Raw genomic sequence first — 24,037 nt, forward strand, 5'->3', positions numbered from 1 at the left:
GTCTTCGCCACAATTCGTTCAATGCCCGATCGTATCGTTACTGTCGCCATCGACTGCATGGGCGGCGACCATGGTCTGCCCGTGACGGTGCCGGCGGCGGTGGCTTTTGCCCAGGCCTACCCGGATACGCGCTGCCTGCTGGTGGGGGATGAATCCCAGATTCGCCCCCTGCTGGGCGCGTCGGGCCGCCCGCTGGGGCAGCTCGACATCCTGCATGCCTCCGAAGTCGTCACGATGCACGATTCGGTCGAGGTCGCCTTGCGTCGCAAGAAAGACTCATCCATGCGGGTGGCGGCGCAGGCCGTCAAGGACGGGCGCGCGGATGCGGCCGTGTCCGCCGGCAATACGGGCGCCTGGATGGCGATTTCCCGCTATGTCCTGAAAACGCTGGACGGCATCGACCGGCCGGCCATCGCCACGGCCCTGCCCAATCAAAAAGGCGGCGCCACCACGGTGCTGGATTTGGGCGCCAATGTCGATTGCACGGCGGATCATCTGCTGCAATTCGGCCTGATGGGGGCCGCCCTGGTGTCGGCGGTCGACCGGCAAGCGCAGCCCGCCGTGGGCCTGCTGAACATCGGCGAAGAACTCATCAAGGGCAACGAGGTCGTCAAGCAGGCCGCCGACCTGCTGCGCGGCAGCGGGCTCAATTTCTACGGCAACGTCGAGGGCGACGATATCTTCAAAGGCACCGTCGACGTCGTCGTCTGCGATGGCTTCGTGGGCAATGTCGTCCTGAAATCCGTCGAAGGCCTGGCGCGCATGATCAGCACCATGATGCGCGAGGAATTCCGCCGCAATCCGTTGACGATGGCCTCCGGCCTGGTGGCCACGCCGGTCTTGCGGCGTTTTCGCGCCCGGGTGGATAATCGCCGCTACAATGGCGCAGCACTGCTTGGGCTGCGCGGGATTGTCATCAAAAGCCACGGCTCGGCAGATGTCTATGCCTACGGGCAGGCGCTGCAGCGCGCCCGCGAAGCCGTCCTCAATGGCCTGCTTCAGGGCACTATCCAACGCCTGGAAGCCTTGCGCAGCCGGATGCCCTCGCCCTCGGGCGATCCATCCCCTGCCGCCTAGACCTTAATTCGGAACCGATATGCCATACGCCAGGATTGCCGGAACCGGCGGTTATCTGCCCCCTCGTGTCGTCAGCAACGATGAATTGGCAGCCGACCTTGCCGCGCGCGGTGTCGAAACATCGGACACCTGGATCACCGAACGCACTGGTATCCGTCAGCGCCATATCGCCGATCCGGGCGTCAAGACCAGCGCGCTGGCCACGGCGGCGGCCCGGCTGGCCCTGGAAAACGCCGATCTGCGGGCCGAGGATCTCGACCTCATCATCGTGGCGACGTCCACCCCGGATTTTATTTTTCCCAGCACGGCCTGCCTGGTTCAGGCCAACCTGGGCGTGGGCGGGGCGGCCGCCTTTGACGTGCAGGCCGTGTGCAGCGGTTTCGTCTATGCCATGGCGACGGCCGATGCCATGATCCGCGCCGGGCGGGCGCGCCACGCCCTGGTGATCGGGGCCGAGGTCTTTTCCGGCATCCTCGACTGGTCGGATCGCCGCACCTGTGTGCTGTTCGGCGACGGGGCGGGGGCCATGGTGCTCAGTGCCGCCGAAGAACCCGGCATCCTGGCCGCGCAACTGAACGCCGACGGCCGTCAGCAGCACATTCTGTGCGCGGCGGGGCATGTGTCGGGCGGGCAGGTCACGGGCGATCCTTTCCTGCGCATGGACGGGCAGGCGGTGTTCAAGCTGGCCGTCAATTCCCTGACGCGCTCGGCGCAGCAGGTTTGCGAGGAGGCCGGGGTCGAACTGGCCGACCTCGACTGGATGGTGCCGCACCAGGCCAATGTGCGCATTCTCAATTTCATCAGCCGCAAGCTGGGGCTGCCCGAGGAAAAACTCATCGTCACCCTGGACAAGCACGCCAATACCTCGGCGGCCAGCGTCCCCCTGGCGCTGGACGTCGCCTTGCGCGACGGCCGCATCCAGGCTGGGCAGCTGGTCTTGCTGCAGGGCGTGGGGGGTGGCTTTACCTGGGGCTCGGTGCTCGTCAAAATCTAGGGGTCGCGCATGAAAATCGCTTTCATTTTTCCGGGACAGGGGTCTCAGGCCGTGGGCATGATGGATGCCTGGGCCGATCATGCGGAGGTGCAGGCCATTTTGCAGCAGGGCAATCTGGCGCTGGGCGAAGACCTCGCCGGCCTGATCGCCCAAGGGCCGGCCGACGCCCTGAACCTCACCGCCAACACCCAGCCTGCCATGCTGCTGTGCTCGGTTGCGATGTATCGCGCCTGGCGGCAGGCGGGCGGCCCGGTTCCCGCCCTGGTGGCGGGGCATAGCCTGGGCGAATACTCGGCCCTGGTGGCCGCCGATGCCTTGGGCCTGGAAGATGCCGTGCGCACGGTTCGCGTGCGGGCCCAGGCCATGCAGTCGGCGGTGCCTGTGGGGCAGGGCGGCATGGCGGCGATCCTCGGCCTGGATGACGACACCGTGCGCCAGGTGTGCGCCCAGGCCAGTGGCGACCTGATCGTCGAGGCCGTCAATTACAACGCCCCTGCCCAAGTGGTCATCGCCGGGCATGCGGCGGCGGTCGAAAAAGCCTGCGAACTCGCCAAGGCCGCCGGCGCCAAGCGCGCGCTGCCGCTGCCGGTGTCCGCGCCTTTCCATTCGCGTCTGCTGCGGCCGGCGGCGCAGGCGCTTGCCGAGGCCTTGGCGGCCGTCCCGGTTCGCGCGCCCGCCGTGCCGTTGATCAATAACGTCGACGTGGCCATGCCCGCGGATCCCGCCGCCATCCGCGATGCCCTGGTGCGTCAGGCCTGGCATCCGGTGCGCTGGGTCGAAACCATTCAATCCATGAAACGGCAGGGGGTCACCCATTTGGTCGAGTGCGGCCCGGGCAAGGTGTTGTCGGGCCTGGCCAAGCGCATCGACCGCGACCTGGTTACCTGCAATATTACCGATCCGGCGTCGTTGCAGCAGACGCTGGACACCCTGGGAGCCTGATATGGAAACATCCAATCTGACGGGCAAAATCGCCCTGGTGACGGGCGCTTCGCGCGGTATCGGCCGGGCCATCGCCCAGCAGCTTGCCGCCGCTGGCGCAACCGTCGTCGGCACCGCCACGTCGCCCGCGGGGGCGGAAGGCATCAGCGCCGCGCTGGCCGCCCACGGCGGGCGCGGCGCGGTGCTCAATGTGGACGACGCCGCGGCCTGCGATGCGCTGCTGGCCGAACTGGCCGGGCAGGGCGGGCCGCACATCCTGGTCAACAACGCGGGCATCACCCGCGACGGCCTGGTGCTGCGCATGAAAGACGACGATTGGGCGGCGGTCATCGGCACCAACCTGTCCGCCGTGTTCCGCCTGTCTCGCGGGGTGGCCAAGGCCATGATGAAAGCCCGCTGGGGCCGCATCATCAACATCACGTCGGTGGTGGGCTACAGCGGCAACCCCGGGCAGGTCAATTATGCGGCGGCCAAGGCCGGCGTGGCGGGCTTGTCGCGTTCCCTGGCCCAGGAACTCGGCAGCCGGGGCATTACCGTCAATTGCGTGGCCCCCGGCTTCATCGACACGGACATGACCCGTGCGCTCAACGACGCGCAAAAGGCCGCTATCCTGCAGCAAATCCCCCTGGGCCACCTGGGCACCGACCAGGACGTCGCCAGTGCGGTGGCCTTTCTGGCCAGCCCGCAGGCCGGTTATGTAACAGGCACGACGCTGCACGTCAATGGCGGAATGTACATGTAATCCATTAAGAACGGATGCCTGCCGTCTAAGGTAAAATCCGTTCAGACTCAGTAGGCAGTATTCGGTGTTTGTTTAGCCAGCCTTTGTTTTTCTGGTCCCGACCTGCTTTTTTTGACTACAACCCCGCAGCCCAGCTGTGCTCGTTTGGCTATAATTCGCGGGATTTTCCCTAACTGGAGATATGCATGGAAAGCATCGAACAGCGCGTCAAGAAGATCGTCGCTGAACAACTTGGCGTCAATGAAGCCGAGATCAAAAACGAATCTTCCTTCCTTGACGACCTCGGTGCCGATTCGCTCGACATGGTCGAGCTCGTGATGGCCCTGGAAGACGAATTCGAAACGGAAATCCCCGACGAGGAAGCCGAAAAAATCACGACGGTGCAGCAGGCGGTCGATTACATCACCTCGCATAGCAAACAGTAATTTTTTCCAACCCGGCGCAGGCAATGGGCCGCGCTCGGGCCACGGGCAGTTCGTGACGGGTAATCATCGGGCAGGCGCTGGCGTGTCCGACCTGATGATCTGCCATGGGCTGCCTTTTTCATTTCAGGAGCCATATGTGAAACGACGAGTCGTCATAACCGGGCTGGGCATCGTGTCGCCTGTGGGAAATGATGTCGAAACCGCCTGGGACAACTTGGTTCATGGCCGATCCGGGATTGGCCAGGTCACGCGATTCGACGCTTCCGTGCTAAACAGCCAGATCGCTGGCGAGGTCAAGGGTTTCCAGGTCGCCGACTACATCGGCGTCAAAGAAGCCAAGCAGATGGATACCTTCATCCATTACGGGGTGGCGGCGGGCATTCAGGCCTGGCGCGATTCCGGCCTGGACATCGACCGCGAGGATGCCGACCGCATCGGCACCATCGTCGGCTCGGGGATCGGCGGCCTGCCGCGCATCGAGGAAACCCAGATCGAATTCCTGCAGCGCGGCGCCCGGCGGATTTCGCCGTTTTTCGTGCCCGCCTCCCTGATCAACCTGATTTCCGGCCAGCTCTCCATCCGGTTGGGGCTGAAAGGGCCCAGCTACGCGGTGGTGTCCGCCTGCACCACGGGTCTGCATTGCATCGGCGATGCCGCCCGCCTCATCGAGTACGGCGACGCCGACATCATGGTGGCCGGCGGGGCCGAAAGCTCGGTGTCCCCGCTGGGCATGGGTGGTTTTGCCGCCATGCGCGCCTTGTCCACCCGCAACGACGACCCCGCCACGGCATCCCGGCCCTGGGACAAAGACCGCGATGGCTTCGTGCTGGGCGAGGGCGCGGGGGTGCTGGTGCTCGAAGAATACGAGCACGCCAAGCAGCGGGGTGCCCGCATCTATGCCGAATTCCTGGGATTCGGCATGAGTTCCGATGCGCACCACATCACCAGTCCCGATCAGGACGGCCCGCGCCGGGGGATTCTGCACGCCTTGCGCAACAGCCGCGTCAATCCCGACCAGATCAGCTATGTCAATGCGCACGGGACGTCCACCCCTTTGGGGGACAAGAACGAAACCGAGGCATTGAAGCTGGCCTTCGGCGATCACGCCCGCCGGCTGGTGGTCAATTCCACCAAGTCCATGACGGGCCATCTGCTGGGGGCCGCGGGGGGGATCGAGGCGGTCTTCACGGCCCTGGCCGTTCAGCGCCAGGTGTCGCCGCCCACCATCAACATCTTCAACCAGGATCCCGAGTGCGATCTGGATTATTGCGCCAATCAGGCCCGCGATCTGAAAATCGATGTGGCGCTGTCGAATTCCTTCGGATTCGGCGGCACCAACGGTTCGATGATCGTGGGGCGGCTCTAAGGGCGGCGGCATGAGCGAGCGCGAGGTCGACCTCGCGCTGGTCGAGCGCGTGCGGCGCGGCGACCGGCATGCTTTCGATCTGCTGGTGATCAAATATCAGCGCAAGATCATGCGCCTGCTGTCCCGCATGATCCGCGATCCCGCCGACATCGAGGATGTCGCCCAGGAAGCCTTCGTCAAGGCCTATCGCGCTTTGCCCCAGTTCCGGGGGGAGAGCGCCTTCTACACCTGGCTGTATCGGATCGCTATCAATACCGCCCGCAATTGGCAGGCCGCCAGTTTCCGGCGGCCGGTCACCGTTTCCGTGACCGAGCAAGAAGACGGTGAAACTTTTGACCAGATTGATGGCCTAAGCGATAGCAGCACGCCGGAATCCGTCCTGGCCAGCCGCCAGATCGCCCAGACCGTCAACCAGGCCATCGAGGCTTTGCCCGATGACTTGCGGACGGCCATCGTGCTGCGTGAAATCGAAGGGATGAGTTATGAAGATATCGCCAACACCATGCAGTGCCCCATCGGGACCGTCCGGTCGCGTATCTTCCGGGCGCGCGAGGCCATTGCCGCGCGTCTGCGTCCCGTCATGGATCAAGACTCGGCCCGGCGTTGGTAAGGAGCCCCTATGAACCTCAAGACTGATTCCGACCTGGCCGGCCACGACTGGGAAGCCGCCGTGTCTTCCTGGGTGGACGGCGAGGCCGATTTGCGCGCCGACGAACTGGACAGCCCCTACGGCCGACAGGTCTGGGACACGTATCACCTGATTGGCGATGTCATGCGCAGCCAGGATCTTGCCCTGCAGCCCTCCGAGCGCTTCTACGCCCGGGTGTCGGCGGCGCTGGACGCCGAACCGGCCATCGTGGCCCCGGCCCGCTTGGCGGGCCACCATGCGTGGCGCCTGGGGCTGTCGGGCCTGGCGGTGGCGGCGGCGGTGGCGTCGGTGGTTTGGGTGGCCCGGCCTTTTCTGGCGGACACCGATGTCCTCACCGAGTCGCCAACCGTCCTGGCGCAGGCCCGTGATGCGGATATCGACGACCCCTCTCTGAACAGCTACATGGCCGCGCACCAGGCCATGGCGGGGGCGGGGCCGATGCGCCAGGCCGCGTTCGACCGCCTGGGGCGTGCCCAATGATCACCCGCCGCTGGACCAGGGCGCGCTGGGCGGGGGGCCTGCTGCTGGGCTTGCTGCTGGGGGGCGCGCAGGCCGCCGACCTCGATCCCGCACCGTCCGCATCCCCCGATGTGCTGGCCTTTTTGCAGCAAGTGCAGGATTCGGCCCGCCAAACGGACTACACCGGGCTGTACGTGTACCAGCAAGGCCATCAGCTGCTGGCTTTCCAGCTGACCCACGTGCTGGACGGCACCGGCGAACGCGAGCGGCTTCAGGTGCTGGATGGCCCGCCCCGCGAATGCCTGCGCCAAAACGGCATCGAACAATGCCTGTATCCAAAGCCCAAGCTGGTCATCAGCCAGCAGGCCCGCAGCGACCATTTTCCCGCCTTGCTGCTGGCCAATGCGCAGTCGATCATCAAGCACTACGATTGGCAGCCCCCGGTGGCTTCCGACCGGGTGGCGGGGCGCGAGTGCGCGGTCTCGGATCTGAAAGCGCGCGACGACCTGCGCTACAGCTACCGAATCTGCACCGATAGCCAGACCCACCTGTTGCTGAAAATCCAGACCCTGGGGCCCGATGGGCAGTTGATTGACCAGACGGCATTCAGCAGCATCCGGCAAGGGGCCGATGCGCAGCCCGTCAATCTGGTGCCGCCCTGGGATACCCGCAGCTGGCGTTTGGTGACCGAAGCCAGCGCCGAGACCGATCTGCAAGCGCAGGGGTGGCGTTTCAGCCTGCCCGCCGGTTTCGAGCCGGCGGCCCAGTTGGTGCGCCAGTTCGGCCAGCGGCATGCCGTCAATCAATTCGTGATTTCCGATGGTTTGGCCGCGATTTCAATTTTTATTGAAACCTTTGACCCCGAACGCGATCAAAACATCAGACAGGGCGGCTTGCGACAGGGCGCGGTCAATATCTACCGAATGCGTCTGGCGTCCTACTGGCTGACCGCTGTGGGCGAAGTGCCGGAGCAGACGGTTCAGGCGCTGGTGCGCACCGCACAATACGTGCCGCAAGCCGCCCATTGAAAAAAACACTCTCCAAGGAGAACTCCATGGCTTTTACTCTGCCCAACGCCTCGGGCATCCAGCGGCTTGCGGCGTGTGCCGCCACCAGCCTGCTGCTGGTTTCCACCTTGCCGATGGGGGCGGCGCAGGCCCAGCCCGCCGTGTCCGCCCGTGTCGCGGCGCTGCCCGATTTCACCCAGGTGGTTGCCGACACCGAAAATTCCGTGGTCAATATCCGCACCACTGAAACCATCCCCGTGGGCCGCAACCCGGGCGCGCCGGGCGGCGATCCCTCCGACCTGTTCCGCTGGTTCTTCGGCCCGGACTTCATGCCGCCCGGGATGAACCCCCGGCAGGCGCCGCGCCCGCACGCGCAGCCCAACCAACCGGCCCCCAAGGAACGCACCGTGCCGCGCGGCATCGGCTCGGGCTTCATCCTGTCCGCGGATGGCTATATCCTGACCAATAACCACGTGGTCGATAATTCCAATGGCATCTTCGTCACCATGACCGATGGCAAGGAATACAAGGCCAAAGTCATCGGCACGGATGCCCGCACGGATATCGCTTTGCTCAAGATCGACGCCGACGACCTCAAGCCCCTGCCGATCGGCGATTCCGACACCCTGAAAAAAGGCCAGTGGGTCTTGGCCATCGGGTCGCCCTTCGGGCTGGATTCCACCGTCACGGCGGGGATCGTCAGCGCGATCAACCGCGACACCGGCGACTACCTGCCGTTCATCCAGACGGATGTGGCCGTCAACCCGGGCAATTCGGGCGGCCCCCTGATCAACCTGGAAGGCCAGGTGGTGGGGATCAACTCGCAAATTGTCTCGCGCAGCGGCGGGTTCATGGGGATTTCTCTGGCGATCCCCATCGACGAAGTCATGCGCGTGGTGGATCAGCTCAAAGCCCATGGCAAGGTCATTCGCGGCCGCATCGGCGTGCAGATCACCGAGGTCCAGGACGACGTCGCCAAGGCCCTGGGCCTGGAGGATGGGCGCGGCGCGCTGGTCAGCAGCGTGGACCCGGACGGCCCGGCCGCCAAGGCGGGCGTGCATCCCGGCGACGTGATCACCCAGTTCGATGGCCACGACATCAAGCATATGTCCGATCTGCCGCGTCTGGTGGGGTCGACCAAGCCGGGCACCCACGCCACGATCCAGGTCTGGCGCAAGGGCAAGTCGCTGGATCTCAAGTCCAAGGTGGCCGAACTCGAACAGCCGGCCACGAGCCAGGACGAGCCTGAAGCCGCCGCTGCCGATGGCACGGATCGCCTGGGCCTGGCGGTCAAGGCGCTGCCCGCGGATACCGATTCCGAGGGGGTCGAGGTCAGCCGGGCCGAGGGCGTCGCCGCCGAGTCCGGCATCGAGGTCGGCGATATCGTGCTGCGCATCAACGACGCCGACATCACCAGTCCCAAGCAGTACGAGAAAATCGTCAAAGGGCTGCCCAAGGACAAGCCGGTCGTGCTGCTGGTCAGCCGCGACCAGCAATCCCAGTGGGTCATCCTCAAACCCTGAACACGACCCTTTGCCGGGAAAAAGCTAAAATACCGGCTGAACGGAAGGGGGCGCCCGGAAGCGCCCCCTTTTTTGCTGGCGGCGCCGCGGCGCCCGCCCCATCTGATATCACTGATTCCTGCCCTATGGACCACATCCGCAACTTCTCCATCATTGCGCACATCGATCATGGCAAATCGACCCTGGCCGATCGCCTGATCCATCGCTGCGGCGGTCTGCAAGACCGCGAGATGGCGGCCCAGGTGCTCGATTCCATGGATATCGAACGCGAACGCGGGATCACCATCAAGGCCCAGACGGCCGCGCTGCGCTATACCGCCGCCGATGGGCGGGTGTATGCGCTCAACCTCATCGACACGCCGGGCCACGTCGACTTCTCCTACGAGGTCAGCCGCTCGCTGTCGGCCTGTGAGGGCGCGCTGCTGGTGGTCGATTCCACCCAGGGGGTCGAGGCCCAGACCGTGGCCAATTGCTACACCGCCATCGAACTCGGCGTCGAAGTCCTGCCCGTGCTGAACAAAATGGATCTGCCTTCGGCCGACCCCGATGCCGCCGCGTCGGAGATCGAGGACGTCATCGGCATCGACGCCACCGACGCCATCCAGGCCAGCGCCAAGACCGGCCTGGGCATCGACGAAATCCTGGAAGCCGTGGTGGCGCGCGTGCCGCCCCCCGAAGGCGACCCCGATGCCCCCCTGCAGGCGCTGATCATTGATTCCTGGTTCGATAATTACGTGGGGGTGGTGATGCTGGTGCGCATCGTCAACGGCACGCTGCGGCCCAAGGACAAGCTGCTGCTGATGGCCACCGGCGCCGCGCACCTGTGCGAACAGCTGGGGGTGTTCACACCGAAATCCCAGCCGCGCCCGTCGCTGTCGGCGGGCGAGGTCGGTTTCGTCATCGCCGGCATCAAAGAACTCGAACACGCCAAGGTCGGCGACACGGTCACCCTGGCGGCCAAACCCGCCGCCGCGCCTTTGCCGGGTTTCAAGGAAGTCAAGCCGCAGGTGTTCGCGGGGGTCTATCCGGTGGAATCCAGCGAATACGACCAGTTGCGGGATTCCCTCGAAAAGCTCAAGCTCAATGATTCTTCCCTGATGTTCGAGCCCGAGGTCTCGCAGGCGCTGGGGTTCGGGTTCCGCTGCGGCTTTCTGGGCCTATTGCACATGGATATCGTGCAAGAGCGCCTGGAACGCGAATTCGACATGGACATCATCACCACGGCGCCGTCCGTGGTCTATGAAGTCCTGCACCGCGATGGCACGCTGATGATGGTCGACAGCCCGGCGCGCATGCCCGAGGTCGGCCACATCCAGGAAATCCGCGAGCCCATCATGACCGTCACGCTGTTCATGCCGCAGGAATACGTCGGGCCGGTGATGTCCCTGTGCACGGCCAAGCGCGGCGTGCAGCTCAACATGAGCTACCACGGCCGCCAGGTGCATCTCAGCTACGAGATACCGCTGGCTGAAATCGTGCTGGATTTCTTCGACCGCCTGAAATCCGTGTCCCGGGGCTACGCCTCCATGGATTACGAGTTCAAGGAATACCGGGTCGCCGACGTGGTGCGGGTCGATCTCCTGATCAACGGCGATCGAGTGGATGCCCTGTCCATGATCGTGCACCGGGCCAACGCCCGGCCCCGGGGCCGGGAAGTCGTCACGCGCATGCGCGGCCTGATCCCGCGACAGATGTTCGACATTGCCATCCAGGCGGCCATCGGCGTCGAGGTCGTGGCCCGGGAAAACGTCAAGGCCCTGCGCAAGAACGTGCTGGCCAAGTGTTACGGCGGGGATATCTCGCGTAAAAAGAAGCTGCTGGAAAAACAAAAAGCCGGCAAGAAACGCATGAAGCAGGTCGGCAATGTCGAGATCCCCCAGGAAGCCTTCCTGGCCGTCTTGCAGGTCGACGATAAGTAAGGATAATTCATGAGCTGGGATTTCGCTCTTTTGCTGTTCATTGCCCTGGTGGTGACGGGTCTGGTCTGGCTGTGGGATCGTGTGCGCCTGCGCGAGGCGCGCCGCGCGCGCGCGCAGGCCGCCGCCCAGGCCTGCCGCAACAACGCGGCGGGCCTGGATCCGCAGGCGCTGCAGGCCGAATGCCAGCAGGCGTACAACCGGGCGCTGCAGGCGCCGTGGTGGGTCGAATACTGTGTCAGTTTCTTTCCGGTCATCCTGTTCGTGTTCGTGCTGCGCTCCTTTGTGGTCGAGCCGTTCCGCATCCCGTCGGGCTCCATGCTGCCGACGCTGGAAAACGGCGACCTGATTCTGGTGAATAAATTCCAGTACGGCATCCGCCTGCCGGTGGTCGACCGGAAAATCATTCCCCTGGGGGTGCCTCAGCGCGGCGATGTGGTGGTGTTCCGCTACCCGGTCGACCCCGACGTCGATTACATCAAGCGCGTGGTGGGCCTGCCCGGCGATGTGGTGGAATACCGCGACAAGGTGCTGTCCATCAATGGCCAGGTGGTGCCTCATGCCCGCGACGGCGACTACTACGAGCCCGACCGCGCAAACTATGTCGGGCAGTACCAGGAACAACTGGGGGCGGTGTCGCACCGGATTCTGCTGAATGTGAATGCGCCGCAGGACATCATGCCCATTACGCGCTTCCCCGACTTCAAAGCCTGCACGTATTTCAGCGATGGCGTGCGCTGCACGGTGCCCGAAGGCCATTACTTCATGATGGGCGACAACCGCGACAATAGCCTGGACAGCCGCTATTGGGGCTTCGTGCCGGATCGCTACCTGGTGGGCCGGGCCTTCTTCGTCTGGATGAATTTCAGTTCGCCCAGCCGCATCGGGGGCTTTCACTGATGGCCGGCCTGGATACGCTGCAGCAGGCCCTGGGCTATCAGTACCGGGATCAGGGCCTGCTGGCCCAGGCGCTGACCCACCGCAGCCATGGCATGCCGCACAACGAGCGCCTGGAGTTCCTGGGCGATTCCATTCTGAATTTCGTCGTTTCCACCCTGTTGTTCGCCGAACACGCCGAGATGGACGAGGGCGATCTGTCGCGGGTGCGGGCCAATCTGGTGAAGCAGTCCGCGCTGGCCGGCATCGCCCAGCGGCTGGCCCTGTCCGAGCACTTGCGGCTGGGCGAGGGCGAGCTGAAAAGCGGCGGTTTTCGCCGTCCGTCCATTCTGGCCGATGCTGTCGAAGCGATCCTGGGGGCCGTCTACCTGGACGGTGGCTATGAGCAGGCGCGCGGCGTGATCGCCCGCCTGTACCGCCCCTTGCTGGATCACCTGGATGTGCGGGCCAGCGGCAAAGACCCCAAGACCCAGCTGCAGGAAATTCTGCAGGGCCGGGGGCTGGATTTACCGCGCTACCAAGTGATGTCGGTGCGCGGCGCGGCCCACGACCAGACGTTCGAGGTCAGTTGCCGGGTGCCCGCGCTGGCGATCGACGTGCAGGCGTGCGGCGGCAGCCGCCGGGCCGCCGAGCAGGCCGCCGCCACCCGGGCGATTGCGGCCGTGCAGGCCCTGGGGCCGATCCGGCGATCCCGGCGGCGGCACCACAAAACATCCGCGTCCGCCACGCCCGCTGCTTCGGAGTCCCCATGACCCAGTCGGATTCTTCTTTCACCCCCGAGAGCCGGGCGCCGTCCGGGCCAGCCGCGCAGGCGGCTGGCCGCTGCGGCTTCGTGGCCCTGGTGGGACGTCCCAACGTCGGCAAATCCACCTTGGGCAATGCGCTGATCGGCGCCAAATTGTCCATCGTGTCGCGCAAGGCCCAGACCACCCGGCATCGCATCCACGGGGTGTTGACGCAGGGCGCGGATCAATTCGTCTTTGTCGATACCCCGGGCTTCCAGACCCGCCATGGCGGGGCCATGAACCGCATGATGAACCGCGTGGTCACTCAGGCGCTGGCCGAGGTCGATGTGGTGGTGCATGTGGTCGAGGCGGGCAAATGGTCCGCCGGCGATGCGGCTGTGGTGCCCTTGCTGCCCCGGCATTGTCCGGTGATTCTGGCGGTCAACAAGGTCGATGCCCTGAAGGACAAGAACGCCCTGTTCGCCTATGTGGCGCGTCTGACGCAGCAGTTTCCCTATGCCGCCGTGGTGCCCCTCAGCGCCCTGCGCGGGGTGCAGCTGGATGTTTTGCTGCGGGAAATCGCCCAGTATCTGCCCGCGGGCGAGCACTTGTTCGAAGCCGATGCGTTTACCGATCGTCCGGTGCGTTTTCTGGTATCCGAACTGATCCGCGAAAAGATTTTCCGCCTGGTGGGCGATGAGCTGCCCTACGGCTGCACGGTGGTCATCGAACAATGGGAAGAAAACGATGCCGGGGCGCGGATCGCCGCGTGCGTCGTGATCGAGCGCGACAGCCATCGGCCCATTTTGCTGGGGGCCGGCGGCCAGCACATGAAACGCATCGCCACCGAAGCCCGCCAGGACATCGTGCGCCTGCTGGACAAGGCCGTCCACCTGGACATCTATATCAAAGTGCGCAAGGGCTGGTCCGGGCGCGACGCCACGCTGCGCGAACTGGGCTATGACTGAACCCGGACAGCCTTTCGGGGCGCCGGGCTTCCCCGGGATCGGCCGGGGCCGCCCATGAGCAAACGGGGTGTTCGGGTTCTGGACGCGCCGGCCTATGTGCTGCATGCCAGCCCTTGGCGTGAAACCTCGCTGCTGGCCCAGTGCTTCAGCCGGGATCACGGCCTGGTGGTGCTGGTGGCCAAGGGGGCCAAGCGGCCGTATTCGGTGCTGCGCCCCGTGCTGGTGGCGTTTCAGCCCTTGAGCCTGTCGTGGTCGGTGGGGACGGGGGACATCCATACCCTGACCCGGGCGGAATCCGGGCCGGTGCGCCTGCTGGCGGGCCGCGCAATGCTGTCGGCCTGGTACTTGAATGAGCTGATTCTGCGCCTGTTGGGGCGTGAAGACCCGCACCCCGGCGTGTATGACGCCTACGATGCGGCTCTGGACGCCCTGGCGCTCGGGGCCGGGCAGCCCCTGGCCCCGGCCTTGCGGCGGTTTGAGTGGTTGCTGCTGGAACAGGCCGGCTACGGGGTGGATGGCCCGCCGCCGGATTTCGACGACGTCGCGCAGGAACCGGCCCTGCGGCAGGCCCTGCGCGAACGCCTGGATCAGTTGCTGGAAACGCCTTTGCGCACGCGCCAGGTGTTGATGGATTTGCAGCGGTATTGAAAATGGAACGCCGCCCTCTCGGGGTGGCGAGGGGGCGGCGGGGTATCGCCTGCCGGCGCGGGGCGCCGCGCGGTGGCGCGGCGAAAAAGGCCGTGGCGTTTAGTCGCGGCTGCCGCCGAAGATGCCCAGCAGCATCAGCAGGTTGGTGAAGATATTGTAGAGATCCAGGTAGACCGCCAGGGTGGCCGAAACGTAGTTGGTTTCGCCGCCATTGATGATGCGCTGCAGGTCGACCAGCAGGAAGGCGGAAAAAATACCGATGGCCAGCACGGACAGCGTGAGCATCAGGGCCGGGATCTGCAGGAACATGTTGGCGACCATGGCCACCAGCAGCAGGATGACGCCCACGAACAGGAATTTCTGCAAGTGGGTGAAATCGCGTTTGGTGGTGCTGGCCACGGTGGCCATGGTGCCGAAGACGGCCGCCGTGCCGCCGAAGGCCAGCATGATCAGCTGGGCGCCGTTGCCCATGCCCAGAACATGCCCCAGCAGGCGCGACAGCATCAGCCCCATGAAGAAGGTGAAGCCCAGGAGCAGAACCACCCCCAGGGACGAGTTTTTGTTGCGCTCGACCAGGAACATGAGGCCGAAGGCCCCCACCAGGAACACCAGCGTGCTGACGCCGGGGCTGGCGGCCATGAACTGGTTGACCCCGGACGTGAGGCCCAGCGCAGCGCCCAGCACAGTGGGGATCAGGGAGAGGGCCAGCAGCCAGTAGGTGTTGCGCAGCACGCGGTTGCGGACGGTGACCGATGTGTTATAGGTGCCGGCACGCGGTAGGGAGTGGCGAAAGTCGGACATGGTGGTTTCCTGTCTAGTGTCGGAACAAGGGGATGGCGCAGTATAGGATAGCCAGCGGGTTACTGGAATCTTACATGAAGCTGAATCCATGCGTCCAGTGCAGTCGCTGTGCCGCAACGGGTTTGACACCGATCGCGGGCCAAGGTTCCGTGTCTGGCGGCATGACGGCGTGGCGGGTCAGGTGGTGGCGAGCTGATGCCCGCGGACGTCATGCCCGTCCTGGCGGTATTGCGCCCAGCGCTGGCGGGCGGCCTGCTGGTCGGCGGGGTGGCCCGAAACGATCTCCAGGATGCGCGCAAAACGCCGGGCCTGCGGCGGGCAGTCCAGATCCAGGTTGAGCAGCCAGGGGGCGTCCGGGGCCTGATCCAGGGTTGCGGCATCGGGCAGCAGCAGGACGGGGGCTTGGTCCGCCAGCGGGTCGTCGGGCAGGGCGTGGGGGATGAAGCTGATGGGATCGAATTCCCAGAGCAGGCTGTCGAAGCGCCGCAGCCGTTTGGGGTCGGTGCAGTAGACCAGCAGGCGGTGGCCCGCCTGCACGTGGCGCGCCGTGGTGCGGCACGCCGCCCGCAGGCGGTGCGCCGCGCCATAGGCGAAGTCGATGCGGCTCATGCCTGGGATTGGCCCAGCAGATATTGCACCAGCAGGGGCACCGGGCGTCCGGTGGCGCCTTTTTGCTTGCCTTCCAGCCACGCGGTGCCTGCGATGTCCAGGTGCGCCCAGCGGTATTTGCCCGTGAAACGCGACAGGAAGCAGGCCGCCGTGGTGGACCCGGCGGGCCGCCCGCCGATATTGGCCATGTCGGCGAAATTGGATTTCAGCTGATCCTGGTAGGCGTCTTCGAGGGGCATGCGCCAGGCGGGATCCTGGGCCTGGCGGCTGGCGGCCAGCAGGTCGGCGGCCAGGGCTTCGTCCTGGGTGAACAGGCCGCTGTTGACGTGGCCCAGGGCGATGACGCAGGCCCCCGTCAGGGTGGCGACGTCGATGACGGCGGCGGGTTTGAAGCGCTCGGCGTAGGTCAGGGCGTCGCACAGGATCAGGCGACCTTCGGCGTCGGTGTTCAGGACTTCGATGGTCTGGCCGGACATGCTGGTGATGATGTCGCCGGGCTTGAGCGCCGCGCCGCTGGGCAGGTTTTCGCAGCTGGGGACGATGGCGATGACCTCGCGCGGCAGGTCGAGCTCGGCCACGGCGCGCATGGCGCCCAGCACGCTGGCGGCGCCGCACATGTCGAATTTCATTTCGTCCATGGCCGGACCGGGTTTGAGCGAGATGCCGCCGGCGTCGAAGGTGATGCCCTTGCCCACCAGCACGATGGGGGCGGCCTTGCGCGCGGCCGTCTGGCCAGGGGTGTGGCGCAGCACGATGAAAGCCGGCGGCTGCACCGAGCCTTTGGCCACGGACAGGAAGGAGCCCATGTTCAGGGCTTCGATTTTTTTCTGATCCAGGACTTCGGCCTTGAGTGTTTTGTATTGCTTGGCCAGGTCGCGGGCGGTCTGGCCCAGGTAGGTGGGCGTGCAGACGTTGGGCGGCAGATCGCCCAGCAGGCGGGCCAGGTTGACCCCGGCGCCGATGGCGGCCCCCTGGGCCAGGCCGGGCTTGGCCTGGGCGGCCTGGCTGCGCGACAGGTGCAGGGTGAAGCTGCGCAGTTTGACGGCGGGCTTGGCCTGGCTGAAGGTCCGGTCGTAGCGGTAGGCGGCGGCGCTGACCAGCCGGGCCGCGGTGCGGGCCAGGTCGGCGACGGCGGCGCCGGGGCAATCCAGGCCGCATAGGGTGGAGGTGGCCGTGGCCACCCCGGCGCGCGCGCAGTAGGCCGCGAAGGCCTGGTGGGCCTGGGCCAGGGTCGTGGCGGACAGTTTTTCAGGGTCGCCCAGTCCGAGTAGAATGACGCGATCGGCCGTGATGCCCGCCGGGGCGTGCAGGGGAAGGCAGTTGCCGGGGGCGGCCTCGAACTCGGTCTGTGCGACCGCGCGGATGGCCCCCTGGGCGGCCTGATCCAGCAGGTCGGCGGCGTGGCTCAGGCTGCCGTCTTTGAAAACCCCCACCGCCAGTGCCTGGGTTTTCAGGGTGTGCAGGATGGTGGTGGTGCTTGTGCTAAATTCCATTCGTATTTCCTTTGGTCCAGCGGTGTGTGTCGGCTTCGGCCGCTCGCGCTTTCGGGATTGACGGGTCATTATTCCGCATTTTCCCATGTCATTGTTCAAACGCGCCGTTTTTTCAGAGATCACCAGCCATGCCGGCATCGTGTTCTCCACCTTGCTGGTCGTCTGGCTCAGTGTGCTGATCGTGCGTTTGCTGGGTCAGGCGGCGGCGGGCGACATCGGCGCCAACGTGGTGCTGGGCCTGGCGGCGTTTTCCAGCATGACGGCACTGCCGGTGATCCTGTCGGTGGCCTTGTTCATCGCGGTGCTCACCACCGTCACCCGCAGCTACCGTGAATCCGAGATGGCTGTGTGGTTCGCCAGCGGGCTGTCCCTGGCCAGCTGGTTGCGTCCCATCCTGTGGTTCGCGGTGCCGGTGGCCCTGGTGGTCGCCGCGCTGACCCTGGCGGCGTCCCCCTGGGCGTATGGCCAGATTGCCGAATACCGCCAGCGCTTCGAGCAGCGCTCCGATCTGTCCAAGGTCACGGCGGGGCAGTTCATTGAAACCGACGACGGGCAGCGGGTGTTCTTCGCCGAATCTCCCCGAAACCCGGACGATGAGCTGGGCCGGGTGATGGCCCGGGTCATCGAGCCCGATTGGCTCAGTATCTTCACCGCCGACAGCGCAACCATCCGCACGGAAGAAAACGGCGACCGCTTCCTGGTGCTGGGCCCGGGCCACCGTTACGACTTGAAGCCGGGCACCCCGGAACTGCGCCTGCTGGATTTCGACAATTACGGGGTGCGCATCGAAAGCCGCACCGACCCGGGCGCCCTGGAAGCCGCCCGCCAGAAGGCGCTGCAGGAAATCAAGGCCCGGCCCACGCTCGATCTGCTGCAGCGCGGCGATGCCGAGTCCCTGTCGCAGCTGATGTGGCGCCTGGCGCTGCCCATCGCCGTGCTGAACCTGGCCTTGATCGCCTTGCCGCTGGGGGCCGTCAACCCCCGGCTGGGCCGCTCGGGCGATCTGCTGCTGGCCGGGCTGCTGGCGCTGCTGTACATGAACCTGATCAATCTTTCGCGCGGCTGGATTGCCAACGAGGTGTTGTCCTTTGCCGTGGGGGTCTGGCTGGTGCATGTGTTGTTTCTGGCCTTGGGGCTGGGGATGCTGTGGTATCGCACGCGCTTGCGCCGGCCGCGCCGCGCGGCGCGGCCGGCCGACTAACCCGGGACGGCGGGCCGGTTCGGGGTCTGCAGTGCGCGCTGCGTGCCCAGCAGCAGGCCGCGGTTCAGGTCGATGGCCTGTTTCAGGTAGTCCCAGATCGCCATGACCCGCCGGGTCTGGCGCAGGTCTTCGTGGCAGTACATCCAGAAGCTGCGGCCGACCTGGATGTCCGCATCCAGCACCGGCGCCAGGCGGCGATCCTGGGCGGCCAGAAAGCACGGCAAAATCGCCAGCGCCTGGCCGCCCAGGACGGCCTGGTACTGGGCCAGCACGCTGGTGCTGCGAAACACCACCTGCTTGGCCTGCACCCAGTCGTCCAGGTAGCGCAGCCGGTCGCTGAATAGCAGTTCGTCCACATAGCCGATGAAGGTGTGGCGGGCCAGATCGGCTGGCCGCCGGATTGGGGCGTGGCGGCCCAGGTAGTCGCGGGTGCCGTACAGTTTCAGGGCGTAGTCCGCCAGCTTGGTGCACAGATAGGGCCCGCGCTGGGGGCGTTCGAGGGCGATGGCGATGTCGGCCTCGCGCTTGGACAGGCTGATGTAGCGCGGCACCGGCATGATGTCCAGCGTGATGCCGGGGTGCAGCCGCTGGAAGTCCACCATCAGCGGCGTCAGGATGGTGCTGCCGAAGCCTTCGGTGGAGCCGATGCGCAGGTGTCCGGCCAGCCCCTGGGCAGCGCCCGACAAGGCTTCCTGGGCCGCCAGCAAGGTGCTTTCGACCTGTTCGGCATGCACGAAGAACTGCAGCCCTTCTTCGGTCAGGGTAAAGCCGCTGGCGCGTGATTTCTCGAACAGGTTGATCCCCAGGTCGGATTCCAAGGCGCGGATGCGCCGGGTGACCGTGCTGTGCCGCACCCCCAGCCGCACGGCGGCGGCGCTGGCCCGCTGGGTGCGGGCGACTTCCAGAAAATAACGGATCGAGTCCCAATCGTTCATGTGCGCGGCCTGTGCTGCCTGGCGGCAGGGGGATGTTGTTGTGCAAAAATCGTCAAGCAATGTGCAAATATTTTGCTAGCAATCTGTTTTTTACACAACTACACTGGTTGGCAAATCTATGCTTATTCAGGAGACTTGCATGAGCGATATCCCACGCGTCCCGCTGCTGATCGACGGGAAACTGATCCAGTCCGAAACCCAGGAATGGCGCGACGTCATCAACCCGGCCACCCAGGAAGTCGTGGCGCGGGTGCCTTTTGCCACGCCGGCGGAAGTCGAGCGGGCCATCGCAAATGCCAAGGAAGCCTTCAAGACCTGGCGCGGCGTCAGCCAGGCCAAGCGCCGCCAGATCATGACCGACCTGGCCCGTCTGCTGCGCGAGAACACCACCAAGATCGCCGAGGTGCTGTCGCGCGAACACGGCAAGACCCTGCCGGATGCCGAGGGCGAAGTGGCGCGGGGCCTGGAGGGCGTGGAACACGCCGTGTCGGCCAATGTGCTGCAGCTGGGCGATTACGCCGAAAACGCCGCCACCGGCATTGACGTCTACAACGTCTTGCAGCCCCTGGGGGTGTGCGCGGGCATCACCGCTTTCAATTTCCCGGTGATGCTGCCGTGCTGGATGTTCCCGATTGCCGTCACCATGGGCAATACCTTCGTCTACAAGCCCTCCGAGCAAGACCCCACCGCATCCCTGATGGTGGCCGAACTGGCCTTACAGGCCGGCTTGCCCCCCGGGGTGCTGAATGTGGTGCATGGCGGCCCCGAGGTCGCCGGCACGCTGTGCGATCACCCCGACATCAAGGCCGTTTCCTTTATCGGCTCCACCCGCGTGGGCACCGAAATCTACCGCCGCTCGTCCGATGCGGGCAAGCGCTGCCAGGCCATGATGGGGGCCAAGAACCACAGCGTCATCATGCCGGATGCCGACCGCGATGCCGCGCTCAACTCCATGCTGGGCGCGGCCTTCGGGGCGGCGGGTGAACGCTGCATGGCGATTTCGGTGCTGGTGCTGGTGGGCGAGGCCCAGAAGTGGCTGCCCGATTTCGTCGAACGCGCCCGCCAATTGAAAATCAACGTCGGCACCGACCGCAAGGCCGATCTCGGCCCCCTGATTTCCCCCGCCGCCAAAAAACGCGTCGAAGGCCTGATCCAGAAAGGCGTGGACGAAGGCGCCGAACTGCTGCTGGATGGCCGGGGCGTGCAGGTGCCCGGCTACGAACAAGGCAATTTCGTCGGCCCCACCATCTTCAGCCAGGTCAAGGCGGGCATGTCCCTCTACGAGGAAGAAATCTTCGGCCCGGTGCTGTCCGTGGTGCTGGTGGACACCCTGGAAGAGGCCGTCGAGTTCATCAATGCCAACCCCAATGGCAATGGCACCTCCATCTTCACCCAGGATGGCGGCCATGCGCGTTATTTCCAGAATCACGTCGATGTCGGCCAGGTGGGCATCAACATCCCCATCCCGGTGCCGGTGGCCTGGTTCAGCTTTACGGGTTCGCGGGCGTCCAAGCTGGGCGACCTGGGCCCCAATGGCCGCCAGTCCATTTATTTCTGGACGCAGACCAAGACCATCACCGCCCGTTGGCAGGCGCACCCCACGGATATCAATACTACGATTGCCATGAAGTAATTCCGTAGGGCTGGAAAACCCGGTCGGCTTGTCCCGCCGCATCGCTTGGCGATGCCCGGGGCGCCGGCCGGGTTTTTTCATGCCCGCCGCTGGGCGGCTTGGCGGGGCGGGGCAGACGGGCTGGCGCGCTGGACATCCAGATACGGCGCGGCATCCCGGCCCAGGTGGGCCACGTTGATGCGGATTTTGTCCTGGAAGCCCCCCGACACCGAGAATGCGCTGCCCGGCAGCAGCAGGACGCCCTGTTGTTCGACCTGCCGGATATAGCCTGAAAGATTCGGCAGATCCGGGTGCCCGGCCCACAGGAACATGCCGCCGTCCGGCTGGATGTCGAACGCCCAGCCGTGTCGTTTCAGCAAGGCCTGGGCCAGCCTTTGCCGCGTCATCAGCTTGCGCTGGATGTCCTGGATATGCCGGGCATAAGAACCGTCGGCCAGGATGGTGTTGACGAAGCGCTCGCAGAACCCGGGCACCGCCACCGACGTCAGCAGTTTCAACTGGATCAGGGCGTCGACCTGGGGCCGGGCGCCGATGATGTAGCCAATGCGCAGCGAGGCGGACAGCGATTTGGAAAAACTGCCGATGTAGATGACGTGATCCAAGTCGTCCAGCTGCGCGAAAGTCTGGCGCGGGCCATGCTGGAAGTCGCCGTAGACGTCGTCCTCCACGATGATGAAATCGTGCTCGATGGCGCGTTTCAGCACCTGGAAGGCGGATTGCGGACTCAGGCCCGCGCCGGTGGGGTTGTGATAGGTGCTGTTGCAAAAAAATGCCTTGATCGGGCGGGCTTGCAGCAGCCTGTCCAGGCTGTCCAGATCCGGGCCGTCCCGGCGTCTGGGGACACCCAGCGGAATGCCCTGGTGCAGTTGGATAAGCTGGATCAGGTTGCCGTTGCAGGGCTCGTCCACCAGGACGTGGTCGCCGGGCCGGACCAGCCGGTGCAGGATCAGGTCGAGCGCCTGGGTGGCGCCCAGCGTGGTGAGGATGTGCTGGGGGGCGACCTCAATGCGGGCCGTCCTGCGCAGGTGGGCCGACAGTTGTTTTCTGAGCGGCGGGTAGCCCTGGATGTCGCCGTATTCCACCAGCGCGCTTTGCCCCGAGCGGGCGGTCTTGCGGATCGCCCTGGCCAGGGTTTCGGTGTCCCGCCAGGATGGCGGCAGCCAGCCGCATCCCAGCTTGATCTTGTCGGGCGTGGCCTGCAGCAGTCTGTACAGCGGGTCGGCCATCGGGCTGGCCTCGGGCGGGGGCGCGGGATCCGCCGCGCAGGCCCAGCGGGACACAAAGTAGCCCCGGCCCTGTTGGGCTTCCAGCAGCCCTTCGCCCACCAGCCGCGCATAGCCGCTGACCACGGTGTGATGGCTGACCCGCTTGAGGGCGGCCATTTGCCGGATGGACGGCAAGCGCTGCCCCGCCGTCCATTCGCCGCGCAGAATGGCGGCCTTGGCCTGGGCGAAGAAGTCCATAGGCCCCCTTTCGTACTGTTTGAAAAAATAAGCAAACAGTTTGCAGCATATCACAGCCGCTGTGCGAGACAGGCGCGGGAGATCGGCCGCAGAATGTGGGCGTGGCAACCGGCAACCGGCAACCGGCAACCGGCGATTGGCGATTGGCGATTGGCGATTGGCAACCAGCAACCAACGAGTGGCAAGCGGCAAGTGGAATTCAGTGGACTTCAAGATGAAAGAACGTTTACCTTTTGAAACTTATATTTATTTTCTGGCGCAGTCGGTCAATTTGACGGCGGCGGTCATGTCGGTGACCATGGCGGCCCTGGTGGGCGAAGTCCTGGCGCCGGAACCCTGGATGTCCACGGTGCCTTACGGCTTTCAGTTCCTGTCCGTCATGCTGGCGACCTATCCGGCGGCCCGGCTGATGACGATCATCGGCAGGAAAAAATCATTCTTGTGGGCGACTGTCCCTTTGGCGGGGTCGGGGGTTGCGGGCTATCTGGCGGTTGAAATGCGGGTGTTCCTGTTGCTGGTGGTCGCGCATGTCCTGCTTGGGGTCTATATCGCGTTCGCCAATTTCAACCGCTTTGCCGCCACCGACAATGTGGCCGCGTCCCTGAAGCCGCGCGCGATTTCACTGGTGGTGGCCGGCGGCGTGCTGGCGGCCATCACCGGGCCGCTGCTGACCGCCGGCCTGAAGGACTTCGGGGCGCTGCCGGCGTTTGCCGCCTGCTATGCCGCATTCGTGGGCCTGGCGCTGGTCTCCCTGGTGCTGCATCTGTCCATCAAGGCCGCCCCCGTCCGGCGGCGCGCCGCCCAGGGATCGGCGGGGCGGGGCGGCGGCTGGCGTTTGGCGCTGAAAAACAAGACGGTCGCCCTGGCCATCCTGGTGGCGGCGGCGGGCTATGGCCTGATGAATCTGCTGATGATCCAGTCGTCCATGTTCATGGCGGGCATGCAGGTGCATTTTTCCGATGTCAGCGCCGCCATTCAGTGGCATGTGCTGGCCATGTTCGCGCCGTCGTTCTTCACGGGTGTCCTGGTGCAGGCGCTTGGGCTGCGGGTCATCGTGTTCGGCGGCATCGTGCTGCTGCTCCTGAGCGGCCTCATCAATCTGGTCACGCAGGATTATGCGATCCTGGTCGCCTCGTTGGTCATCCTGGGGCTGGGCTGGAATTTCACCTACGTGGGCGGCAGCGCCTTGTTGGCGCAGGGGTTGGAGCGCATGCCGGGTTCCGCCGTCCAGATTCAGGGCCTGAATGATCTGGGCGTTTCGATGATGGCGACGCTGGGCGCGTTCGCCCCGGCTTTTCTGCTGTCCTGGCCGGGCTGGGCGGGGACGAACATCCTGAGCATCGGGATATGCCTGGCGCTGCTGGTGTTTGCGGTGTGGGCGCTGTCGCCGCGGCGCGACCCGTTCCCCCTGGACCCGGCAGCCTCGCCGTCCGGCGGCCAGCGCAACTGAGGCGCGCCTTTCCTGGGTTGGCCAGGGCCTGTTCACCCTGGATTTCCCCGTATACTTGCCGGGAACCCTGCGCGTTCGCGTAGCCCTCTGGAAATGCTCCGGTCTTATGTCTTC

Annotated in this window: 23 protein-coding genes; 18 read left to right on the top strand and 5 right to left on the bottom strand. The window is 65.4% G+C overall.

Annotated elements, in window-relative coordinates:
• Nucleotides 1-33 precede the first annotated feature (33 nt).
• From plsX to recO, 15 genes are all read left to right on the top strand, one after another.
• The gene (plsX, locus tag ACMHYJ_RS15260; RefSeq protein WP_414247090.1) at nt 34-1,077 is read left to right on the top strand and encodes a phosphate acyltransferase PlsX; all 1,044 of its coding nucleotides are present in this window, start codon (nt 34-36) and stop codon (nt 1,075-1,077) included.
• Nucleotides 1,078-1,096: 19 nt separating this feature from the next.
• Nucleotides 1,097-2,071 (top strand): beta-ketoacyl-ACP synthase III, encoded by a 975-nt coding sequence (locus ACMHYJ_RS15265; RefSeq protein WP_414247051.1) that lies wholly within the window; start codon nt 1,097-1,099, stop codon nt 2,069-2,071.
• 9 nt (nt 2,072-2,080) lie between these two features.
• Nucleotides 2,081-3,013, top strand: coding sequence for an ACP S-malonyltransferase (fabD, locus tag ACMHYJ_RS15270; protein WP_414247052.1), 933 nt, complete (start codon nt 2,081-2,083; stop codon nt 3,011-3,013).
• 1 nt (nt 3,014) lies between these two features.
• On the top strand, nt 3,015-3,755 hold the full coding sequence (gene fabG, locus ACMHYJ_RS15275) for a 3-oxoacyl-ACP reductase FabG (RefSeq protein ID WP_414247054.1): 741 nt from the start codon (nt 3,015-3,017) through the stop codon (nt 3,753-3,755).
• Between the two features lie 185 nt (nt 3,756-3,940).
• On the top strand, nt 3,941-4,180 hold the full coding sequence (acpP, locus tag ACMHYJ_RS15280) for an acyl carrier protein (protein WP_043680887.1): 240 nt from the start codon (nt 3,941-3,943) through the stop codon (nt 4,178-4,180).
• Nucleotides 4,181-4,316: 136 nt separating this feature from the next.
• Complete coding sequence (gene fabF / locus ACMHYJ_RS15285) at nt 4,317-5,546, top strand: beta-ketoacyl-ACP synthase II (protein WP_414247055.1); 1,230 nt, start codon at nt 4,317-4,319, stop codon at nt 5,544-5,546.
• Nucleotides 5,547-5,556: 10 nt separating this feature from the next.
• Nucleotides 5,557-6,156, top strand: coding sequence for an RNA polymerase sigma factor RpoE (rpoE, locus tag ACMHYJ_RS15290; protein ID WP_414247056.1), 600 nt, complete (start codon nt 5,557-5,559; stop codon nt 6,154-6,156).
• Between the two features lie 9 nt (nt 6,157-6,165).
• Nucleotides 6,166-6,675 (top strand): sigma-E factor negative regulatory protein, encoded by a 510-nt coding sequence (locus tag ACMHYJ_RS15295; protein ID WP_414247057.1) that lies wholly within the window; start codon nt 6,166-6,168, stop codon nt 6,673-6,675.
• Nucleotides 6,672-7,682 (top strand): MucB/RseB C-terminal domain-containing protein, encoded by a 1,011-nt coding sequence (locus ACMHYJ_RS15300; RefSeq protein ID WP_414247058.1) that lies wholly within the window; start codon nt 6,672-6,674, stop codon nt 7,680-7,682. The genes ACMHYJ_RS15295 and ACMHYJ_RS15300 overlap by 4 nt, the downstream gene beginning before the upstream one ends.
• A 26-nt stretch (nt 7,683-7,708) precedes the next feature.
• On the top strand, nt 7,709-9,184 hold the full coding sequence (locus ACMHYJ_RS15305; RefSeq protein ID WP_414247059.1) for a DegQ family serine endoprotease: 1,476 nt from the start codon (nt 7,709-7,711) through the stop codon (nt 9,182-9,184).
• A gap of 125 nt (nt 9,185-9,309) precedes the next feature.
• On the top strand, nt 9,310-11,103 hold the full coding sequence (gene lepA / locus ACMHYJ_RS15310; protein ID WP_414247060.1) for a translation elongation factor 4: 1,794 nt from the start codon (nt 9,310-9,312) through the stop codon (nt 11,101-11,103).
• A gap of 9 nt (nt 11,104-11,112) precedes the next feature.
• Nucleotides 11,113-12,000: a signal peptidase I gene (gene lepB / locus ACMHYJ_RS15315; protein ID WP_414247061.1), complete on the top strand. Its 888-nt coding sequence runs from the start codon at nt 11,113-11,115 to the stop codon at nt 11,998-12,000.
• A complete protein-coding gene (rnc, locus tag ACMHYJ_RS15320) occupies nt 12,000-12,749 on the top strand; it encodes a ribonuclease III (RefSeq protein ID WP_414247062.1) in 750 nt (249 codons plus the stop codon). The genes lepB and rnc overlap by 1 nt, the downstream gene beginning before the upstream one ends.
• Nucleotides 12,746-13,690, top strand: coding sequence for a GTPase Era (era, locus tag ACMHYJ_RS15325; RefSeq protein ID WP_414247063.1), 945 nt, complete (start codon nt 12,746-12,748; stop codon nt 13,688-13,690). The genes rnc and era overlap by 4 nt, the downstream gene beginning before the upstream one ends.
• Before the next feature lie 54 nt (nt 13,691-13,744).
• Nucleotides 13,745-14,338, top strand: a complete 594-nt coding sequence (recO, locus tag ACMHYJ_RS15330; protein ID WP_414247064.1) for a DNA repair protein RecO — start codon at nt 13,745-13,747, stop codon at nt 14,336-14,338.
• A 99-nt stretch (nt 14,339-14,437) separates the two neighbouring features.
• On the opposite strand, the gene ACMHYJ_RS15335 is transcribed toward recO, so the two are convergent.
• The 3 genes from ACMHYJ_RS15335 to ACMHYJ_RS15345 form a co-directional block, all read right to left on the bottom strand.
• Nucleotides 14,438-15,139 carry a Bax inhibitor-1/YccA family protein gene (locus ACMHYJ_RS15335; RefSeq protein WP_414247065.1) on the bottom strand — a complete coding sequence of 234 codons (702 nt, stop codon included), beginning with the start codon at nt 15,137-15,139 and terminating at the stop codon, nt 14,438-14,440.
• A 177-nt stretch (nt 15,140-15,316) separates the two neighbouring features.
• On the bottom strand, nt 15,317-15,748 hold the full coding sequence (locus ACMHYJ_RS15340; protein WP_414247066.1) for a DNA polymerase III subunit chi: 432 nt from the start codon (nt 15,746-15,748) through the stop codon (nt 15,317-15,319).
• Nucleotides 15,745-17,241 carry a leucyl aminopeptidase gene (locus ACMHYJ_RS15345; RefSeq protein ID WP_414247067.1) on the bottom strand — a complete coding sequence of 499 codons (1,497 nt, stop codon included), beginning with the start codon at nt 17,239-17,241 and terminating at the stop codon, nt 15,745-15,747. The genes ACMHYJ_RS15340 and ACMHYJ_RS15345 overlap by 4 nt, the downstream gene beginning before the upstream one ends.
• A gap of 85 nt (nt 17,242-17,326) precedes the next feature.
• On the opposite strand from ACMHYJ_RS15345, the gene lptF reads away from it, so the two are divergent.
• On the top strand, nt 17,327-18,442 hold the full coding sequence (gene lptF / locus ACMHYJ_RS15350; protein ID WP_414247068.1) for an LPS export ABC transporter permease LptF: 1,116 nt from the start codon (nt 17,327-17,329) through the stop codon (nt 18,440-18,442).
• Here the strand turns inward: lptF and ACMHYJ_RS15355 are convergent.
• Nucleotides 18,439-19,377 (bottom strand): LysR family transcriptional regulator, encoded by a 939-nt coding sequence (locus tag ACMHYJ_RS15355; protein WP_414247069.1) that lies wholly within the window; start codon nt 19,375-19,377, stop codon nt 18,439-18,441. The genes lptF and ACMHYJ_RS15355 overlap by 4 nt on opposite strands.
• Nucleotides 19,378-19,516: 139 nt before the next feature.
• Here ACMHYJ_RS15355 and ACMHYJ_RS15360 point away from each other — a divergent pair, with 139 nt between their 5' ends.
• Nucleotides 19,517-21,010 carry a CoA-acylating methylmalonate-semialdehyde dehydrogenase gene (locus ACMHYJ_RS15360; RefSeq protein WP_414247070.1) on the top strand — a complete coding sequence of 498 codons (1,494 nt, stop codon included), beginning with the start codon at nt 19,517-19,519 and terminating at the stop codon, nt 21,008-21,010.
• A gap of 77 nt (nt 21,011-21,087) precedes the next feature.
• Here the strand turns inward: ACMHYJ_RS15360 and ACMHYJ_RS15365 are convergent, their stop codons facing one another.
• On the bottom strand, nt 21,088-22,473 hold the full coding sequence (locus ACMHYJ_RS15365; protein ID WP_414247071.1) for a PLP-dependent aminotransferase family protein: 1,386 nt from the start codon (nt 22,471-22,473) through the stop codon (nt 21,088-21,090).
• A 214-nt stretch (nt 22,474-22,687) separates the two neighbouring features.
• Here ACMHYJ_RS15365 and ACMHYJ_RS15370 point away from each other — a divergent pair, with 214 nt between their 5' ends.
• Complete coding sequence (locus ACMHYJ_RS15370) at nt 22,688-23,923, top strand: MFS transporter (RefSeq protein ID WP_414247072.1); 1,236 nt, start codon at nt 22,688-22,690, stop codon at nt 23,921-23,923.
• Nucleotides 23,924-24,037 lie beyond the last annotated feature (114 nt).

It is taken from the genome of Castellaniella hirudinis (assembly GCF_047468865.1).
GTDB classification, from domain to species: domain Bacteria; phylum Pseudomonadota; class Gammaproteobacteria; order Burkholderiales; family Burkholderiaceae_B; genus Castellaniella; species Castellaniella hirudinis_A.

What these genes read in the sequence shown, in the direction of transcription:
- ACMHYJ_RS15355 (WP_414247069.1), bottom strand. Translation starts at nt 19,377, where the DNA reads ATGAACGATTGGGACTCGATCCGTTATTTTCTGGAAGTCGCCCGCACC.
- recO (WP_414247064.1), top strand. Translation starts at nt 13,745, where the DNA reads ATGAGCAAACGGGGTGTTCGGGTTCTGGACGCGCCGGCCTATGTGCTG.
- ACMHYJ_RS15360 (WP_414247070.1), top strand. Translation starts at nt 19,517, where the DNA reads ATGAGCGATATCCCACGCGTCCCGCTGCTGATCGACGGGAAACTGATC.
- rnc (WP_414247062.1), top strand. Translation starts at nt 12,000, where the DNA reads ATGGCCGGCCTGGATACGCTGCAGCAGGCCCTGGGCTATCAGTACCGG.
- fabD (WP_414247052.1), top strand. Translation starts at nt 2,081, where the DNA reads ATGAAAATCGCTTTCATTTTTCCGGGACAGGGGTCTCAGGCCGTGGGC.
- lepB (WP_414247061.1), top strand. Translation starts at nt 11,113, where the DNA reads ATGAGCTGGGATTTCGCTCTTTTGCTGTTCATTGCCCTGGTGGTGACG.
- era (WP_414247063.1), top strand. Translation starts at nt 12,746, where the DNA reads ATGACCCAGTCGGATTCTTCTTTCACCCCCGAGAGCCGGGCGCCGTCC.
- ACMHYJ_RS15295 (WP_414247057.1), top strand. Translation starts at nt 6,166, where the DNA reads ATGAACCTCAAGACTGATTCCGACCTGGCCGGCCACGACTGGGAAGCC.
- acpP (WP_043680887.1), top strand. Translation starts at nt 3,941, where the DNA reads ATGGAAAGCATCGAACAGCGCGTCAAGAAGATCGTCGCTGAACAACTT.
- ACMHYJ_RS15345 (WP_414247067.1), bottom strand. Translation starts at nt 17,241, where the DNA reads ATGGAATTTAGCACAAGCACCACCACCATCCTGCACACCCTGAAAACC.
- ACMHYJ_RS15365 (WP_414247071.1), bottom strand. Translation starts at nt 22,473, where the DNA reads ATGGACTTCTTCGCCCAGGCCAAGGCCGCCATTCTGCGCGGCGAATGG.
- ACMHYJ_RS15340 (WP_414247066.1), bottom strand. Translation starts at nt 15,748, where the DNA reads ATGAGCCGCATCGACTTCGCCTATGGCGCGGCGCACCGCCTGCGGGCG.
- ACMHYJ_RS15300 (WP_414247058.1), top strand. Translation starts at nt 6,672, where the DNA reads ATGATCACCCGCCGCTGGACCAGGGCGCGCTGGGCGGGGGGCCTGCTG.
- lptF (WP_414247068.1), top strand. Translation starts at nt 17,327, where the DNA reads ATGTCATTGTTCAAACGCGCCGTTTTTTCAGAGATCACCAGCCATGCC.
- ACMHYJ_RS15370 (WP_414247072.1), top strand. Translation starts at nt 22,688, where the DNA reads ATGAAAGAACGTTTACCTTTTGAAACTTATATTTATTTTCTGGCGCAG.
- lepA (WP_414247060.1), top strand. Translation starts at nt 9,310, where the DNA reads ATGGACCACATCCGCAACTTCTCCATCATTGCGCACATCGATCATGGC.
- rpoE (WP_414247056.1), top strand. Translation starts at nt 5,557, where the DNA reads ATGAGCGAGCGCGAGGTCGACCTCGCGCTGGTCGAGCGCGTGCGGCGC.
- ACMHYJ_RS15335 (WP_414247065.1), bottom strand. Translation starts at nt 15,139, where the DNA reads ATGTCCGACTTTCGCCACTCCCTACCGCGTGCCGGCACCTATAACACA.
- fabG (WP_414247054.1), top strand. Translation starts at nt 3,015, where the DNA reads ATGGAAACATCCAATCTGACGGGCAAAATCGCCCTGGTGACGGGCGCT.
- ACMHYJ_RS15265 (WP_414247051.1), top strand. Translation starts at nt 1,097, where the DNA reads ATGCCATACGCCAGGATTGCCGGAACCGGCGGTTATCTGCCCCCTCGT.
- ACMHYJ_RS15305 (WP_414247059.1), top strand. Translation starts at nt 7,709, where the DNA reads ATGGCTTTTACTCTGCCCAACGCCTCGGGCATCCAGCGGCTTGCGGCG.